Origin of the sequence: Bacillus sp. AY2-1 (assembly GCF_008368965.1) — a bacterium.
GTDB lineage: Bacteria > Bacillota > Bacilli > Bacillales > Bacillaceae_G > Bacillus_A > Bacillus_A thuringiensis_S.
In genome coordinates this window covers 1-15,475 of record NZ_QPEL01000046.1, presented here as the reverse complement: position 1 = coordinate 15,475, position 15,475 = coordinate 1, and the positions used below count along the sequence as shown (strand labels likewise).

Below are 15,475 nucleotides of genomic sequence, written 5' to 3'. Positions count from 1 at the left end.
TCTATTAGTAAAAAATAGTCACTGAGTAAGTCTGTTAGCTTTCATGAGATTGTTTAAATGATACGGAGTCTTTCGGTACTATCCAATTTTTGTGATAACCTAATTTAACCCCGTATATCCAGAAATTTTTTAAAATTTTAGTTTCTAAGTTATGTAATAAAAACCGTAAAGATTAGAAATCCTTACGGTTTTTGCTTGAATTATTTACATGCTTATTCAAATCTATATAGTTATTTTAAACCACTTTATTTTTTAAAATTTAACTTCATTAGATTTATTTAATTGTTGCTTCCACTTTTATTTGCTCTTTTTGAGTTTTGTTATCTATAGCAATATATATCTTTTCAATTTTATAAACTGTATTTCTTGGCAATAATAATTCGTATTGACCTGGATACGCAGTCAAGTCATCTGAATTCATATAAGCACCATGAGCCCCAGAGCCTACCTTAAATTCTGTCATAACTGGTCTTGTTTTCGCATATCCAGCATCAATAAGTATAGAAGTGCTTATATATCCAAATTCTGTTGTTGTTTTTCCTTGGAATTTTTTTTGTATTTCCTTGAACTTCTCTCTGTCAACCTTACCGTTTTTTATTATGGAATTATCATACTCCTTTCCAAAAATCCATGCATCATCCCCTCGATACACTTTTATATTGTCAATCACTTTTGCCTCTTTTCTATTCAATGCTTTATCTAAGGATTCAATTTTTTTCTTCATTGTAGGGTCAGAATCCAATTTACCTGCATGTGTTCTCAAAAATTCATTATATGGTCTTGCATTTTTTGTATAATCTCTTATGGCAGATTTCTCTTCTTTACTCCACTTACTAAATTGTTTTTTCCCCCAAGCATCAGCTTCTTCTTTGTTTGTACATAGCTTATATTTGTCTACAGTATTACAGTCCTTGGTCTTTGACGGTATATTTCCTATATATTTTGATGTAGATCGAAACATCACATTATCGTTTGGCTCAGTCATCGCAAATGTAGATGTAGTACCACTAAATACAGTTAAACCTAATGATAGAATAGTAGCTATAGCTAGACTTTTTTTTTTCATGTTAAAACTCCTTTTTTGAATATTGGAAGTTAACATACTAATGAAACAAACTTATTTATTGAACATTAATTTTTAATTTGTTTGTACTGAATCTAAGAGTCCTTAATTATTTCCTATTTAATTTTTCATTTTAAATTCTGCTAAAATATAAAAAACTCCATAATAGGAAATTTTCCTTTCCTAAAACTATGTTTATATAGATTCGTAGTGTTATTATAATTATGAATTTTTACAGATGAGTAACATAGTTATAAAAGACAAAATATCAATATAAATTGGATTCAAAGAATTAACAATCTCATAAGAACTCGTGTCTTAATTGTTATTCCTGCGATTTTGCCGGACTATTTATTGTATATAAAGTGAAGTACGCATTGTATTAAACGGGAAATTAATAGAGGTTTTTTGATATTCAAATGTACCCTGTTGATGTCCAGATGCATCCCACTTGTAATACCAACCAACAATTGGGTTGCCGCCAATCACACTTGATCCAATACTCTTTACTGCTGAACCGTTCATTTTTGCAATTGGATTTTGTCCATATCCAATTTCTTTTGTGTAAATATATAGGTAACTTCCCCCATGATTTCTTGTCGTACTAAAGCTATTAGGATTGATTGCCTCTACCCCGCCCTGCTCAGACTCTACTTGTACAACGTTTAATGAAGATAATGGTGCTGCAGGACCAGCAAATGCCTCTGTTGCCATTCCTAAACTTACAAATGTAGTGATTGCTAACGATGAAATCCCTAATGCTACTCTTTTAAACATAATAACATCCCTTCCATCCATTTTTTTGTATATCATTACAAACATACCCCGACTTCCTATATATGTAAATCATTTAGAACTTTAGAAATATAAGATAGAATATTCTAGCGTATATTTCTAAAGCCTTATCAACACAAGAAATAGATTTCTCGCCTCTTTACGTAGGCTTTATAACAAGCCTGTCAATTTGTTCATTTTTTGCTACTCTATGTATTAGATTATCAAATTAATAATTTTTTATTTAAAAAGTACCCTTAAGCCTATTTATATACATATAAATAGGTTTAAGGAATGGAATTTGGTTTAAATGTACATAGGATAAATCAATCTACAATGTATTCAACTGGGGGTACAGTAAAAAATACTCAAAGCTCCCCTTCTACTCAAGGGAAAGAAGCTACTAACGAAAGAAGTGAAACAACTTAGTGTCAAATTTACTGAAATGGATCTACGAAAAATGCTAAAAGATAAAGGTTTCCCCTTATGGATTATTATGGAGACGCTAAACAAGTTCCGTGCTAATAAGGAGAAGAAATCAAGCCAAACTAACAGCAACTCTCCTTTTAAAATTTTAAATACAGTATGTCAAATACTATAAGGAAAATAAAAATTATCAAACAGATTAATAATCTACTTTACGATTCCCCCCAAACAAGTTAAAAAGCTATTATAAACAAACTTCAATAAAAAATACCGCTCCACTCTTTTTTATAACTCGTTTTTTTGAGTTAATCATGATGATTGAAGATGATTCCTTTTGTACATACCAGCTGCTGCCAAATAAATGAATATCGCTTGTCTAAAACCACCTCTGACTAATCATTCATATAATAAGTCTAGAAACTTTTGAAACGCTTCTTTGTAACAGCTCATCTTATTAAATTCTGACCTAATATTCATGTTACTTTCATTAATAAAAACAATTAACATCAAAATCCTATTAAAGTTATACTAATGATAGAGGTGAGTTTATGAAAAATGATCCAAATAATAAAAAAACTGTCCCATTATGCCCGAAAAATAAATTACCAAAAATTACTAACGAGCAGTGGCATGCTATTATATATAATGATTCTTCTTATGACAATAAGTTTTATTATGGTGTAAAAACGACAGGTATTTTTTGTCGTCCCTCATGCAAATCTAAAATTCCTAAAAGAGATAATGTGAATATTTTTAAAAATGCACAAGAAGCATTATCTCAAAATTTTCGTCCTTGTAAACGTTGTAAACCAACTGCATTAAATTTACCTAATGAAGAATGGATAAAACATATTACAGATTACATTGATAAAAACTTTGATGAACCTTTGACATTAGAAAGGTTGGCCTCTATATGTCATGGAAGTCCATTCCATTTACAACGTACCTTTAAAAAAATTAAAGGATTAACTCCTATGGAATATATTCAACAAATCAGAACTTCAAAGGCAAAATATTATCTTGAGCAAACCAATTATTCAATAATAGAAATTGGACTTACAGTAGGTATACAAAATACAGCATATTTTTCTACATTATTCAAAAAGAAAACTGGATACACACCTAATGAATATAGAAAATTACACCAAAAATGAAAATCATTAATTTTGACTTTAAATAGAGTTCACTAAAAAATTCGATAAGAACATTCATTTTATGTCAAAAAAATTTCTTGAATTTTTATTTGCAACTACAGAATCTTTACTCACTTTTCGAAAATCGACTTTCACTCGTAATTCCATAATTACAAAGCTTTGTCGATAAATATTTTGTAGAATTTTCTAAAAAATGAACAAATTTTGGATATAAATGATAGAATTTTTAAAAAAAGGTATTTTTCACTCGTATTATCTCTGGTATCTTAGCAAGTTTCATTAACAGATATATTAGTATGCAGACGGTGATAACTAAATATATTGAAGATGGAGGTCGTTGATTATGATTAATAACAATGCACTTTTAACTCTTGATGTTAACTTACAATTAGATATTCAGAAAGAGACTATTATTAAGAACGGTTTACAATTATCCCTCTCAAGGATTCAATTTAAGTTGTTATTTTATTTGGTATGTAATAAGAAAGTTCCTATATCCAGTGAAGAATTAATACAATATGCTTGGGGCACAAATGAATATATTACTAAAGACGAATTGTATGTATATATATGTAGGCTCAGGAAAAGGATCGAAGATGATTTTAAAAATCCTAAATTACTTTTATCTATTCGCAGAGTTGGCTACATGTACTACCCGCCCCAGTTTGTAGAATTGAATAGCAAAATTTAAAAAGAATTTTTTATATTAATCATGTTACCCTTTTATAAAAGGAGTGATTTTATGGGAAATAAATCAATTACGCTGTATCAAGCAATTGCTCTGTACATCGCTGCAATTTTGGGTTCAGGGGTATTATTTTTATCAGCAAGTACTGCTAATATAGCTGGACCTGCATCAATCATTTCGTGGATATTTATAATTATTTTAAGCTTCCCTCTTGCATATACCTTTGCTTGCTTATCACGATCTTATCCTGATGCAGGTGGTGCAGCTACTTTTGTAAGAATGGCTTATGGAAATCATATGGGTAATTTAATAGGTTGGTTTTATTTCTTCTGTGCTGCAGTAGGACAAATCATAGTCTCTCTAACTGGTGCTTTTTATGTAGGAATCGCTTTTAACTTATCCAATGAGATAATTACTTGTTTAGCATTATTTATCTTATTAATGGGTTCAATTTCTAACTATTTCGGTGTACAAACAAGTGGTAAATTATCTTTGATTTTGAGCTCATTATTAATTGTTTTATTGTTAGTAACAATATACTCTTCTTTCGATAAGTTTGAGTATTCTAACTTTAAACCATTTGCACCTAATGGGATAATTTCTATTGGTACAGCTATGACAATGTGTTTATGGTCTTTCTTTGGCTGGGAAGCAATATGTAACCTTGCAGATAAGTTTGTAAAGCCAGAAAAAGATATTATTAAAGGGACGATTATTAGTGCAGGGATTATAGGCATATTATTTATTTTATTAAGCCTAATCACTATTGGCACTAAGACATATGGTAACCTTGAAAGCAACCTCTCTCCCTTAGCACTATTAATGCAAGATTCAATAGGAATCGGTGCGAAATATTTAACTGCTATATTAGCTTTTATTATTTGCTTAGGTACCGTCAACGCATTTATTGCTAGCATAACACAACTAGGTTTTGCTTTAAGCCGTGATAAAGCATTTCCAAATTATTTTTCTGAAATAAATCAACGTACTCAAACGCCCACTCGTGTAGTAGTATTTATTTTCGTCTTTGCATCTATAGGTGTGATAACAATAAGTACATTAAAAATATCTTATGTGGATCTGTTATTTATCCCAAATTCATTAGGCTTAATGGTATATATTTTTTCATCAGCAGCTGGCATTAAACTTTTTAAAAAAGGTACACTACAAAAAAAAGCTGCTTTAATATCTTTAATTTTATGTCTGTCATTAATCCCTTTCTTTGGTATATACTTCTTTGTACCATTAATAGTGGTAATTCTTTATTTTATGTATATAAATTACATGCGAAAATTGACTAGTATAAATCAAAATTATTAGTTCTATTACACCATTTACTTTTTATACACTTTACACAATAAAGAACTCTTTTACTTCTGATAAAAGTAAAAGAGTTCTTTATTTGGATAAAATAAGTTTATCTATAAAAGTATAGTTTGTTTTTATTTCTATTTACTACGGAAGCGGTTTGAAGCTTATCTATAGTTTGTTGTTGTTTCACATTTTTTTCTGCAAGCATGCATTTCTGCTCATATAAAGGTAATAAATAAGTTTGAATAATTTTCTCTGCTGCAACTAATGAAGAATTGGATACATCTATAACACTTTTTATTTCTTTAACTATCTGCTTATTAATCATTTAACACCTCACTACATCCATATTGAACTTTTTACAAAAGTATTCATACATATATATTCTTCGTACCTTCAGCCGTATAATTGTGCTCAATAAGTTCGCGATGCAGTAATTGTAGAGTCTTAAATAGAAAGCTTGTTGAAATTTTTATTGATATTACATTTTCTTTTGGAATCACTTGTAATATGGGTATTAGATGTGATGACAATGTCTTCTTAATTGCCTCCACTATATGATAATGATTACCATCAAAAATACCTAATATATTTACATTTACTGTTTTTCTACTTTTATTATTGTATTGAATAGCAAAGACATTGTTTTTCCTCATATTATCTTGTGTACAAGTTGAAATTTTTGTACCGATATGCTTATTTAAAGTCATCCGGACATTGATAGGTATCCCTTTCCTCTCTGCCCATTTTATTGATTCTGCATTTATAATTTTAGCCCCAAACCTAGCCATTAGATAAGCATTTTTATATGAAATCTGTGGTATAACCATAGCTTCATTTATAATAGCTGGATCTGTAGTCATAATTCCTTCTACATCAGTAAAAATGTCTATTTCATGTGCATCTAATGTATATCCTAAAGCTGTTGCGGTTGTATCACTTCCACCACGAGACAGTATTGTTACTTCCTTTTCTGGTGTGTGTCCCTGAAACCCTGCAATTACTGGAATATAACCTTTTTTTACATTTTCTAAAAGACAAGATGTATGGATTTTTGTTATAGAGCTATTAATGTATTTTTTAGAGGATGTTTGAATTCCTGCTCGTGTGCCTGTTAAAGCTATAGATTTTATACCTGCACTATTCAACATACTACTAATTACGACACTTGAAATTATTTCTCCACAAGATAACAATAAAGCTTGATCATGTTCATTTATATTCACGCTATTGCTTCTTAAAAATTCTAACAATGTATCAGTTGAATAAGGATCTCCTATTCTTCCTATTGCGGAGACAATGATGACTGGGTTAAAACCTTGTTCAATGGTTTCTTTAATTAGAGAAACTATATATTCCCTTTTTCTAAAGGTATTTATAGAGGTTCCTCCAAATTTCATGATTCGTATGTTCATTATCCCACCCACTTAAAAGTAATATTAATTTGTTTATTGCATTACTTTTTTTGTTTCACAGAACCAATTTTTTACGACGTTTATATTAGTGTTATCAAATGTTATTTTTTCGATATTTTCCCAATTAAGATTTTGATTGGAAGTTACATCTACTCCCAGCGCTTCCTTAAGGGTCATCGAAAAACTTGGAAGTATAGGTTGGGCAAAATAAATTAATGCTTGAATCATATACCCTAAAGAGGTTAATCTTTGTAAATAAATTTTCATATTTATATCTTTTACAGGAATTACTTGCGTATCTAAATAATCCTTACATATTTGTAAATATTCGTGTAATAATTGGCTAGCCTGCCGTAGGCTAAAGTGATTAATATCATAAAAAGATTCTAGAGATTTTTTTGCCCAACTCACAGTTGCTTTTGCTTTGAGGTCAATGTAATCATTAAATAGGCTTAAATCCATGGAAGTTTCCTTTATAATTTCAATAAAGGTACTAATTGTATTAAACCAAGTATCTTCCAATTCATCTTTTCTAATTTGATTGAAATCTTTTAATGAGAAGTTTGTTTGGGTGTGTTCTGGATTTGTACGACAAACATAATAGCGTAAAGAGTCTGCTGGTACTTCCTTTAATAAATCACTGCCCCATATTGCATGATCTCTACTTGTCGAGAATTTTGCGTGCTCTAATAAATAAAACTCATTGGTAATGATGTGCTCAGGTAATAAATATCCTTCGTCTATTGCAAAACATGTTGCTACATGCAAAACTGCATTAAAGAAACTATTGTCATAACCAAGAAATTGTACAAGTGTTACATTATTTTCACACAAGTTCTCCACTGAAAAATTACTACCATTTATTTGTAACCATTTATTTGTAGTTACTATATGTCCTGGATACATTTCAAACCAGACATTAATACACTGGTTTGTATATCCCTTAATTGGTACTGGTATACCCCATTTAGTGGGATAAGTTACAGGATAATCACGAATAGGTCTTGAAACAATCCAATTGCATAATTCCTTGAGATGAGGCCTCCAACTAACTCTTGAATTATAATATTCTACCAGCTGATCTCGGTAATTTTCTAATGGAAAAAACAGCCCTTTGTAACTGCTAATTGTTGGTGTTTCCCCACACAGACCACAAACCGGATTAATAAGCTCAATTGGATCATTAATTCTACCACAGGCTTCACAGAGGTTTCCTGACGCATTTTCATTACAATATGGACATTCACCCTTTATAAAAGATTCAAATAAATACTGATCGCAATTATTACAAAAGTGTATTTCTTTTTGCTTTTCGACAAAAACCCCTTTATTGTATAATTTCTTAAAAAAGCTTTGAACGAAATTAATATGCTCTTGATTGTTTAAAGAATTGGAAAAAATGTTAAGATTTATAGATGCGGCACCTAAAGTATCTTGTACTTTTTTCGTATAATATTCTACTAATTTTTCAGGAGTCCACCCTTTTCTTTTAGCTGTTGTTGCTATATAAGTTTGATGATCATCTCCACTCGTTGAGTAAATTACATTATTTCCTTTCATTTTTTGAAATCTACTAAACACATCTGCTGCTAAATATGGTCCAGATAAATGTCCAATGTGTAAATCCCCATTAGTCGTAGGGGGAGTTGCTGTTACAATAAAAGTTTTCATTTATAATCCCTCACTTTTTATTTGTTAAAAACTAAAAAGCCATATAAATTATTTACAAAAATGAAAATAAGCATCTTATTCTATTAATTATCGCGCCTCTAGTAGTGCCCCCCACCAAATACATAAAAACTCTAAAGATGTGTCACCTATATTTTTTATTGTATGAGTTGAAAATGGCTCAAAATATATAATATCTCCTTTTTCGACTACCTTTTCTTGTCCATCAACATTAATTATTCCTTTACCGCTAAGAACTATAAAGGTTTCCTCTTCATCATGATGATGTGGATTAGTTTGCTCCCCTGGTTCTACTATTGCCCAAGCTGAACCAAAGGGTTGTTGTTTTGTAACATTCCATGGAAATAATCTGCGAAATTGTGAATTATATTCGTTTGTAAAACTATCCTTAGACACAGGTTGGTAGTCAATCAATCTCTCGTTCTGCACACGCTTTAATGCTCTGCCCAAATATAAATCAACAAAGTCTTCCTTATAATTTTTCAATAGTCCATTTTTAACTATTTCTAGATATTCTTTAGATGGAAGTGCAGGGGAGGCATGATTTTCAAGCTGTAGTGTATAGACTGAAATAGAACCATTATCTATTTTTGCTATATTTTCTTTTAAGATATACCCATGTCCATTTTTTATAAGGTCATCTATTTGTTCCATTTCTATTTGATACGCTACACCATAGACTCCTCCACCTTGTTGTGGGATAATTGTGGATGTTCCCCCTTTAAAATCCTCATGGTAACCTGTAAAAGTATAGATGTAATTTTCTAAAACAGCTTTTTTGTAATTTTTATATCCACCAATATCTTTAACCATTTGTTCAGGATTTGTACTAATACCATATGCAAAAAACCAAGGCATTTTAAAAACTCCCTTCTTTTAAGGTAACAGGAATAAATTCAGATGATTCTATTTGATAAACATCCCACGGAAAATTTTCCAAATCTCCTCTATCATCTAATTGTATATTACCTAACAAAGTACAATTCGTTCTCAATAAAGAACTAATTGTGCTAATACATTCTTTTATTCCCTTTCTTTGTAAAATTGGTAATGTACTCAATAATAGACTTGTTGCTACATAACTAGTTATGGAATAAGCTCCTACTTGAGTGCCACTTATATTCTTATAATTTTTAGAAAAAGTGTCGTAATAACTATCATTCATATTTCTTCCTGTTGAAACTACATATAAATTTTGATTATTATTTTTTAGTTCTTTAGCAAATTCATCTATAAAACAGTCATCTCCCAAAATTATTATCCCTCTATAGTCTACCTCTTTTAGTTTCCGTAGAAATTCTAGAGAACTCTGATAGATACCAGCAAAAAATATGATGTTAGATCTTTTTATATTTAACTCATTAAAATTTATTTGTACATCCCATTTTTGCTTTAGTATTGTGCAACCCTTTTTCTTGGCTAAATACTTCTCAACTTGATTCGATAAAGAGCGCCCATGAATAATATCTTCCCAAATTATTGAAACATACTTATTTGTACCATTAAAATCTAAAATAAAATCCGCAATTTTTTCTGCTAAATAATTATCTTTTCCACAAATCCGTAGAACATTATTGTATTCTTTCTCAGTTAGGGAAGGTTCTGTAGAAGCTGGCGCTAAATATAAAATATCATTTGCATCATATATAGGTGCTGCTCTTAGAGCTTCTGTACTACTTAAATGGCCAATTACAGCTTGTACCCCCTTATTGACTAAGCGCTCAGCTGCTGGTATATCATTAATCCCTAAAATACTATCATCTTCCCAGAACAATTCTATCTTGTGTGATGGATTATCTTTTATCCAGTCCTGTATAGACAAGAGACTACCAAAACATAATTCATAAGTATGGAAACCTTTATTTCCACTTAATCCGAGTCGGAAAGACGGTAGGTTTTTATCCTGTTCAGGTAAAATTAACAATTCATAGAAATTAGATTCATTATTATGAATTACCATTTATTCATAGACTCTCCTTGCTTCCATATATTTAGGTTGATCTCGACGTATTAAATCAGGATTATACCCATTTGTAACTGATACATAGTAAGCCATTAATTGAAGGGGAATTATTCCAACCAAAGCACTAGTCAACTCATCACAATATGGCAATTTTATTACTCTAGTTTTATCTGTTTCTATAAAATCTTGTGAAGTAAAGATTACTATTTTACTATTAACCTTTTCTGCTGCTCTTATTAAATCATTAATTCTATTAATAACACGTAAAGGTGGTGATATAATAGTGAGTACGGTATTTGAATTACACATAGGTAGATACCCATGTAGTACTTGTTCTATATCTATGCCAATTGCAGGTGAATAGCTAGTTTCTACAAATTTTAATGCGGCCTCTCTTGCTAAAGATTCGCCTACTCCAGTTCCTGCAAAAATCCAATTGTTAGCAGGCTGTAGTTCCCTCGATAAGATTGAAACTTTTTTATCAATTGACAAAATTGTTTCCTCAACCAACTGAGAAATTTTTTCGAATTCCTGTTTGATGTTAGATGATATATTTTTTACTCCATAGTATTTAGATAACTCATAAAACAAACTTAATATCGCCCCTATACTTACTGTATAACTAATTGTATGAGCTAACGACTTTTCAAAAGGATATCCATTACTTATTACATGATCCGCCTTTTGTGCAGCACTGCTTTCTGGGAATCCTGTAATTAAAATAGTTTTTGCTTTTGCGGCCCGAACATTTTCTAATGCTTTTAAAACCATTGTTGTTTCACCAGAATGTGATACCGCTATGACCACATCTTCTGAACTTATATTCCATGGATGATGAATTAATTCAAACGCAGGAACAGAACGAATCAGATTTACATCTTTAAATATCATTCTGGAAATATATTCACTTGTCAAGGCTACGTGATACGAGGTTCCACAACCTGTAATAAATACTCTCCTACAATATTTTATTTGATTGACTATTTCTATGATTTGCTCATTATCAATAAAACAGTTATTAAGATTGTTCAAATAACGTACCTGTTCACAAATTTCTTCGTACATATAATAAGGATGCGCTTGTCGAATATTTTGCATTACATACCTCCTCATACTAAAGAACATAATTACATATAATCATACCTATATTTTCCTTTTATTAGTTTACTCTCAAAAAAACGTTCCAATTGATAAGGTTGTATTTCTGGTTGTTTTTCTTTTGTTAGTATTTCCTTTGCAACAGCCTCACCAACTGCAGGTGCAATTTTAAAACCACCTCCACTAAAACCTACAGCTAAGTATACATTCTCAATCTGGGGACACTTCCCAATAATAGGGTGCTTATCAGGTGTATAACCATCAAAACTTACTCGCCCTCCTATAGGAAAGAAATTTTCTAAAAAAGGTAGACGTTTCTTTATTTTATTTTGTGTATAAGCTATATTTTTTAAAGTTGGAACACTATTTTTATTATTTGGATCTACATCCCATTGATTATGAAACATTCCAATTAATATTTCTTTCTCTGAAATCGGACGAAAATAAGTACCAATAGTATCGTCAATATGAGTTAATAATTTTGTTGGAACTTTGGAATCTACTCTTGATAAAAAACAGATGCCAATTTGTTTTGAACGTAAAGGTAGGTTTATGTTGTGTTTCTCTAATATTTCAGCTGCCCACACATTGTTGGCGATTATTATATTATCTGCATACAAGCTTCCAATGTTAGTTTCTACACCAATCGCTTTTTCTTTTTGGATAATCAATTTGTTTATACGGACTCCTTCTCTCAATAACACTCCATTTTCCAATGCTTTGCTTATAAAACACTGAGTAGTTTTTACTGGATCTGCGTAACCACTATGTGGTTCAAATGCTACTAATCCTATTCCTTCAATAGAGGATTCAGGTTGTATTTCTTTATATTCTTCTGGAGACAACAGTTTAATAGGTACGCCTATTTCACTTATCATACTTACATTGTGTGTAATTTCGTTTTTAAATTCCGGGCTAACAATCATTGCAAAACCAGTTTTATTAAAACCGCAATCTCCACCTATATTTTCATTCCATTTAGAATAAATTTGTAAACTTTTCCAAGCTAGTTTACTTTGAAACGAGTTTGTATGATGCATTCTCAGAAGGCCGCCAGATTTACTGGTAGCCCCTATTCCTGGTGGTCGTGATTGTTCACATAGAGTTATTTTCCCTACATGATTTTGAGATAAATAATATGCAATACTTGCTCCAATTATGCCCCCACCTACTATCAAGATATCACTATTACTATTCATTTTTCTCTTCCTTATATTGTAATAATGCAGAAGAAAATATTGATACGGCATCTTGTACGTGTAACTTATTTATGATTAATGGAGGAATCCAACGAATAACATGATCCTGTGTTCCGCACGTCAAGAGTATTAATCCTCTCTCAACACATAACTCACGAATCCTTTTAGCTGTTTTTGAATCTGGAAGACCTTCATGATCTAGAAACTCACATGCTATCATAAGACCAAGTCCTCGTACATCCGAAATAAACGGATAAATGTCCTGGAGACCTTTTAAATAATTAAGTAAAATCTCACCTGTTTTTTCTGAATTTTCAACTAACTCTTCTTCTTTTAAGACATTGATAGTTTCTATTGCAGCTGCAGCTGCTAATATATTTCCACCATAAGTCCCACCATGAGAACCAGTTATCCATCTACTCATTAATTCTTTTGATGCAGCAATTCCACTAAGAGGTAAACCTGATGCCAAACCTTTTGCAATTACTAAAATATCTGGTGTAACTTCAAAGTGCTCCATTGCAAATAATTTACCTGTTCGTCCAAATCCAGTTTGAATTTCATCAAAAATTAATAGAATTCCATATTTGTCACAAATTTCTCGTAAACCTTGAATAAAAGGCTTTGGCGGAATAACATATCCACCTTCTCCTAATATTGGTTCTATAATCATTGCAGCAGTTTCCTCTGGAGAAGTTTGAGTTAATAAAATATGTTCTAATTCCTTTAAACATCGTTTTGTTAATTCATCTGAGTCATAATTATTTCCAATTTCATAAGGAAATGGACTAACAATAACCCCAGACATTAATGGTTGATAAAATTTCCTATAAATGCTTTTTGCTGTAGTAACAGCCATTGCTCCTACAGTCCGCCCATGATATCCGCCTTGGAAACAAATAATATTAGTTTTTTTTGTCGCATGACGAGCTAACTTTATTGCACTTTCTACCGCTTCACTACCACTATTACTAAAGAAAAAGCAGTTTAACTCACTAGGAAGTAAATCGCAAAGTTTATGAGATAATTTTGTGATAGGTGTATTATATAAAATAGTAGCTTGTGCATGTAGCATTTTTTCAGCTTGATGTTTTATAGCATTTACAATTCTTGGATGACAATGTCCAGTATTGGTAACACCTATACCTGAAGTAAAGTCTAAAAATTCTTTTCCATTTATATCATATATATATGGACCTTTTGCATAATCAACATGTATTTGAGTAAAATGTGGCCATACTGGTGATAGATGTTCAAAATTATTTAGTAAAGAGGCTTCCATCACTTATTCTACCTCCTGTAATATTCGAGTATTTTTTAATTGTGATTGTATACTTTCTTGGATTTTCCCAGCTTTTACAGCCATCATACTAAAGGAGGCTGCATCACTTATTCCATGCGTTCTTTCGGTTAAACCATTTACATAAATCTTAGGTATAAATCTCTCGGAAGTCTTAACTTCATAATTTTGACTAATAATTAAATCCTCATCTTCATCCAATTCAATATAGTTACTTAATGGTTGTAATCCACTTGGGAATTTTTCTTCATAAAATCCAGTACATAAGATTATATAATCCACATCAAGTTTTAACTTTTCTTGTGTGTACATATCAGTTACATCCAGTTTAAATGATTTATCTTTTTCAGCTATAGTAGTTAACTCCGAATTATTAATAACTTGAATTCTATTTATTCCCTGAATACCTTCTTCGTAAATTTTCCAATATAAAGATCGACTTACATCAGCATCCACCGCAGAATAGTTTGTGTGTTTTATTTTTTCAAACAAATGTTTTTTCTTATGTTTCGGTACAGAATAGAAATAATCAGCAAAATAAGGGAAATATACTTCATTACTAAAGTGACCTAAATCATAAAGTCGAAATCCCATACCACGATGAATAGAGGTTATTTTTGATTGTGGGAATCGATGCGCAAGATCTAATACAATTTCAATAGCATTTTGTCCTGACCCAATTACAGCGAATGTAGGTTGTTTTTCTCGAACTGTTTTAATATGACTTTTATAGCCACTTGAGTGAAATACTCTCGGGCCAATAAATTCTTTACAAATTTCAGGAATGTTTTTTCTTCTACCTGTACTTAAGACTATATTTCGAGCTTTAAATTTTTTTATAGCCCCAGTATTTAAATCTTGTGTGGAAACTTGGACCATTTCTACCGCTTTAGTTTCTGATGATACAATTGGCTCAACATTTAAAAATTTATGTCTATAAAGGGTATTTTCTGACACTTGATCTGCAACCCACTTTACGTAATCCGACCATTCAATTCTTCCAGGATTACTTGAAAATTGGCCAAACGTAAATAATCTATCTTTTTCCTTTAAATACATTGGAAAAGTATACCTACTCCTTGGATTACGAGGTGTAGCCAAGTCTCTGAGGTAGTGATGTTGAATATCTGTTCCCGGTAGTAACATTTCCGGCATCCAAGTAGAATCCTTGGCTTGCTCTACAAATAAACAATTTAAATTTAAATAATCAGAAGGATTTCCCTCTTCAAAATCCTTCATGGCAACAGATAGCGCAATACCTGCCGGCCCAAATCCTATTCCAATAACATCGTAAATTTCTTCATTTAGAAAATTCATTTAAATATACCTCCTATTAATTTAATAAAGAATTTTACATTTTGATATTTTGTTTATTCCCTCCTCTCATCCTTATAC

Annotated in this window: 15 protein-coding genes; 4 read left to right on the top strand and 11 right to left on the bottom strand. The window is 31.0% G+C overall.

Annotated features, from left to right (window positions below; all coding sequences use genetic code 11):
* Positions 1 to 274 precede the first annotated feature (274 nt).
* Positions 275 to 1,066, bottom strand: a complete 792-nt coding sequence (locus DN403_RS12230) for an ADP-ribosyltransferase (protein ID WP_149185501.1) — start codon at positions 1,064 to 1,066, stop codon at positions 275 to 277.
* Between the two features lie 348 nt (positions 1,067 to 1,414).
* A complete protein-coding gene (locus tag DN403_RS12225) occupies positions 1,415 to 1,840 on the bottom strand; it encodes a DUF4879 domain-containing protein (protein WP_061667241.1) in 426 nt (141 codons plus the stop codon).
* A gap of 442 nt (positions 1,841 to 2,282) precedes the next feature.
* Between DN403_RS12225 and DN403_RS31120 the strand changes: the two genes are divergently transcribed.
* The 4 genes from DN403_RS31120 (at position 2,283) to DN403_RS12205 (ending at position 5,425) form a co-directional block, all read left to right on the top strand.
* Entirely contained in the window at positions 2,283 to 2,438 is a 156-nt protein-coding gene (locus DN403_RS31120) for a DUF3914 domain-containing protein (protein ID WP_176546543.1), read from the top strand.
* Positions 2,439 to 2,811: 373 nt separating this feature from the next.
* The gene (locus DN403_RS12215) at positions 2,812 to 3,417 is read left to right on the top strand and encodes a bifunctional transcriptional activator/DNA repair enzyme AdaA (protein ID WP_098292037.1); all 606 of its coding nucleotides are present in this window, start codon (positions 2,812 to 2,814) and stop codon (positions 3,415 to 3,417) included.
* A gap of 343 nt (positions 3,418 to 3,760) precedes the next feature.
* Entirely contained in the window at positions 3,761 to 4,108 is a 348-nt protein-coding gene (locus DN403_RS12210; RefSeq protein ID WP_149185500.1) for a winged helix-turn-helix domain-containing protein, read from the top strand.
* 51 nt (positions 4,109 to 4,159) lie between these two features.
* On the top strand, positions 4,160 to 5,425 hold the full coding sequence (locus DN403_RS12205; RefSeq protein ID WP_179958931.1) for an APC family permease: 1,266 nt from the start codon (positions 4,160 to 4,162) through the stop codon (positions 5,423 to 5,425).
* A 97-nt stretch (positions 5,426 to 5,522) separates the two neighbouring features.
* On the opposite strand, the gene DN403_RS12200 is transcribed toward DN403_RS12205, so the two are convergent.
* From DN403_RS12200 to DN403_RS12160, 9 genes are all read right to left on the bottom strand, one after another.
* Positions 5,523 to 5,744, bottom strand: a complete 222-nt coding sequence (locus DN403_RS12200) for a hypothetical protein (protein ID WP_061667238.1) — start codon at positions 5,742 to 5,744, stop codon at positions 5,523 to 5,525.
* Positions 5,745 to 5,787: 43 nt separating this feature from the next.
* Positions 5,788 to 6,831, bottom strand: a complete 1,044-nt coding sequence (locus DN403_RS12195; RefSeq protein ID WP_149185498.1) for an amino acid kinase family protein — start codon at positions 6,829 to 6,831, stop codon at positions 5,788 to 5,790.
* A gap of 33 nt (positions 6,832 to 6,864) precedes the next feature.
* A complete protein-coding gene (locus tag DN403_RS12190) occupies positions 6,865 to 8,502 on the bottom strand; it encodes a methionine--tRNA ligase (protein ID WP_149185497.1) in 1,638 nt (545 codons plus the stop codon).
* A gap of 87 nt (positions 8,503 to 8,589) precedes the next feature.
* A complete protein-coding gene (locus DN403_RS12185) occupies positions 8,590 to 9,378 on the bottom strand; it encodes a cupin domain-containing protein (RefSeq protein WP_098292042.1) in 789 nt (262 codons plus the stop codon).
* Between the two features lies 1 nt (position 9,379).
* On the bottom strand, positions 9,380 to 10,480 hold the full coding sequence (locus DN403_RS12180; protein ID WP_149185496.1) for a branched-chain amino acid ABC transporter substrate-binding protein: 1,101 nt from the start codon (positions 10,478 to 10,480) through the stop codon (positions 9,380 to 9,382).
* The gene (locus tag DN403_RS12175; RefSeq protein ID WP_179958930.1) at positions 10,481 to 11,581 is read right to left on the bottom strand and encodes an SIS domain-containing protein; all 1,101 of its coding nucleotides are present in this window, start codon (positions 11,579 to 11,581) and stop codon (positions 10,481 to 10,483) included.
* A 29-nt stretch (positions 11,582 to 11,610) separates the two neighbouring features.
* Positions 11,611 to 12,780, bottom strand: coding sequence for an NAD(P)/FAD-dependent oxidoreductase (locus tag DN403_RS12170; RefSeq protein WP_176546541.1), 1,170 nt, complete (start codon positions 12,778 to 12,780; stop codon positions 11,611 to 11,613).
* On the bottom strand, positions 12,773 to 14,062 hold the full coding sequence (locus tag DN403_RS12165) for an aspartate aminotransferase family protein (RefSeq protein WP_149185512.1): 1,290 nt from the start codon (positions 14,060 to 14,062) through the stop codon (positions 12,773 to 12,775). The genes DN403_RS12170 and DN403_RS12165 overlap by 8 nt, the downstream gene beginning before the upstream one ends.
* A gap of 3 nt (positions 14,063 to 14,065) precedes the next feature.
* Positions 14,066 to 15,397, bottom strand: a complete 1,332-nt coding sequence (locus DN403_RS12160) for a SidA/IucD/PvdA family monooxygenase (protein WP_149185494.1) — start codon at positions 15,395 to 15,397, stop codon at positions 14,066 to 14,068.
* Positions 15,398 to 15,475: the final 78 nt, after the last annotated feature.

Coding starts and splice junctions, on each gene's coding strand:
- DN403_RS12230 (WP_149185501.1), bottom strand. CDS start 1,066: ATGAAAAAAAAAAGTCTAGCTATAGCTACTATTCTATCATTAGGTTTA.
- DN403_RS12225 (WP_061667241.1), bottom strand. CDS start 1,840: ATGTTTAAAAGAGTAGCATTAGGGATTTCATCGTTAGCAATCACTACA.
- DN403_RS31120 (WP_176546543.1), top strand. CDS start 2,283: ATGGATCTACGAAAAATGCTAAAAGATAAAGGTTTCCCCTTATGGATT.
- DN403_RS12215 (WP_098292037.1), top strand. CDS start 2,812: ATGAAAAATGATCCAAATAATAAAAAAACTGTCCCATTATGCCCGAAA.
- DN403_RS12210 (WP_149185500.1), top strand. CDS start 3,761: ATGATTAATAACAATGCACTTTTAACTCTTGATGTTAACTTACAATTA.
- DN403_RS12205 (WP_179958931.1), top strand. CDS start 4,160: ATGGGAAATAAATCAATTACGCTGTATCAAGCAATTGCTCTGTACATC.
- DN403_RS12200 (WP_061667238.1), bottom strand. CDS start 5,744: ATGATTAATAAGCAGATAGTTAAAGAAATAAAAAGTGTTATAGATGTA.
- DN403_RS12195 (WP_149185498.1), bottom strand. CDS start 6,831: ATGAACATACGAATCATGAAATTTGGAGGAACCTCTATAAATACCTTT.
- DN403_RS12190 (WP_149185497.1), bottom strand. CDS start 8,502: ATGAAAACTTTTATTGTAACAGCAACTCCCCCTACGACTAATGGGGAT.
- DN403_RS12185 (WP_098292042.1), bottom strand. CDS start 9,378: ATGCCTTGGTTTTTTGCATATGGTATTAGTACAAATCCTGAACAAATG.
- DN403_RS12180 (WP_149185496.1), bottom strand. CDS start 10,480: ATGGTAATTCATAATAATGAATCTAATTTCTATGAATTGTTAATTTTA.
- DN403_RS12175 (WP_179958930.1), bottom strand. CDS start 11,581: ATGCAAAATATTCGACAAGCGCATCCTTATTATATGTACGAAGAAATT.
- DN403_RS12170 (WP_176546541.1), bottom strand. CDS start 12,780: ATGAATAGTAATAGTGATATCTTGATAGTAGGTGGGGGCATAATTGGA.
- DN403_RS12165 (WP_149185512.1), bottom strand. CDS start 14,062: ATGGAAGCCTCTTTACTAAATAATTTTGAACATCTATCACCAGTATGG.
- DN403_RS12160 (WP_149185494.1), bottom strand. CDS start 15,397: ATGAATTTTCTAAATGAAGAAATTTACGATGTTATTGGAATAGGATTT.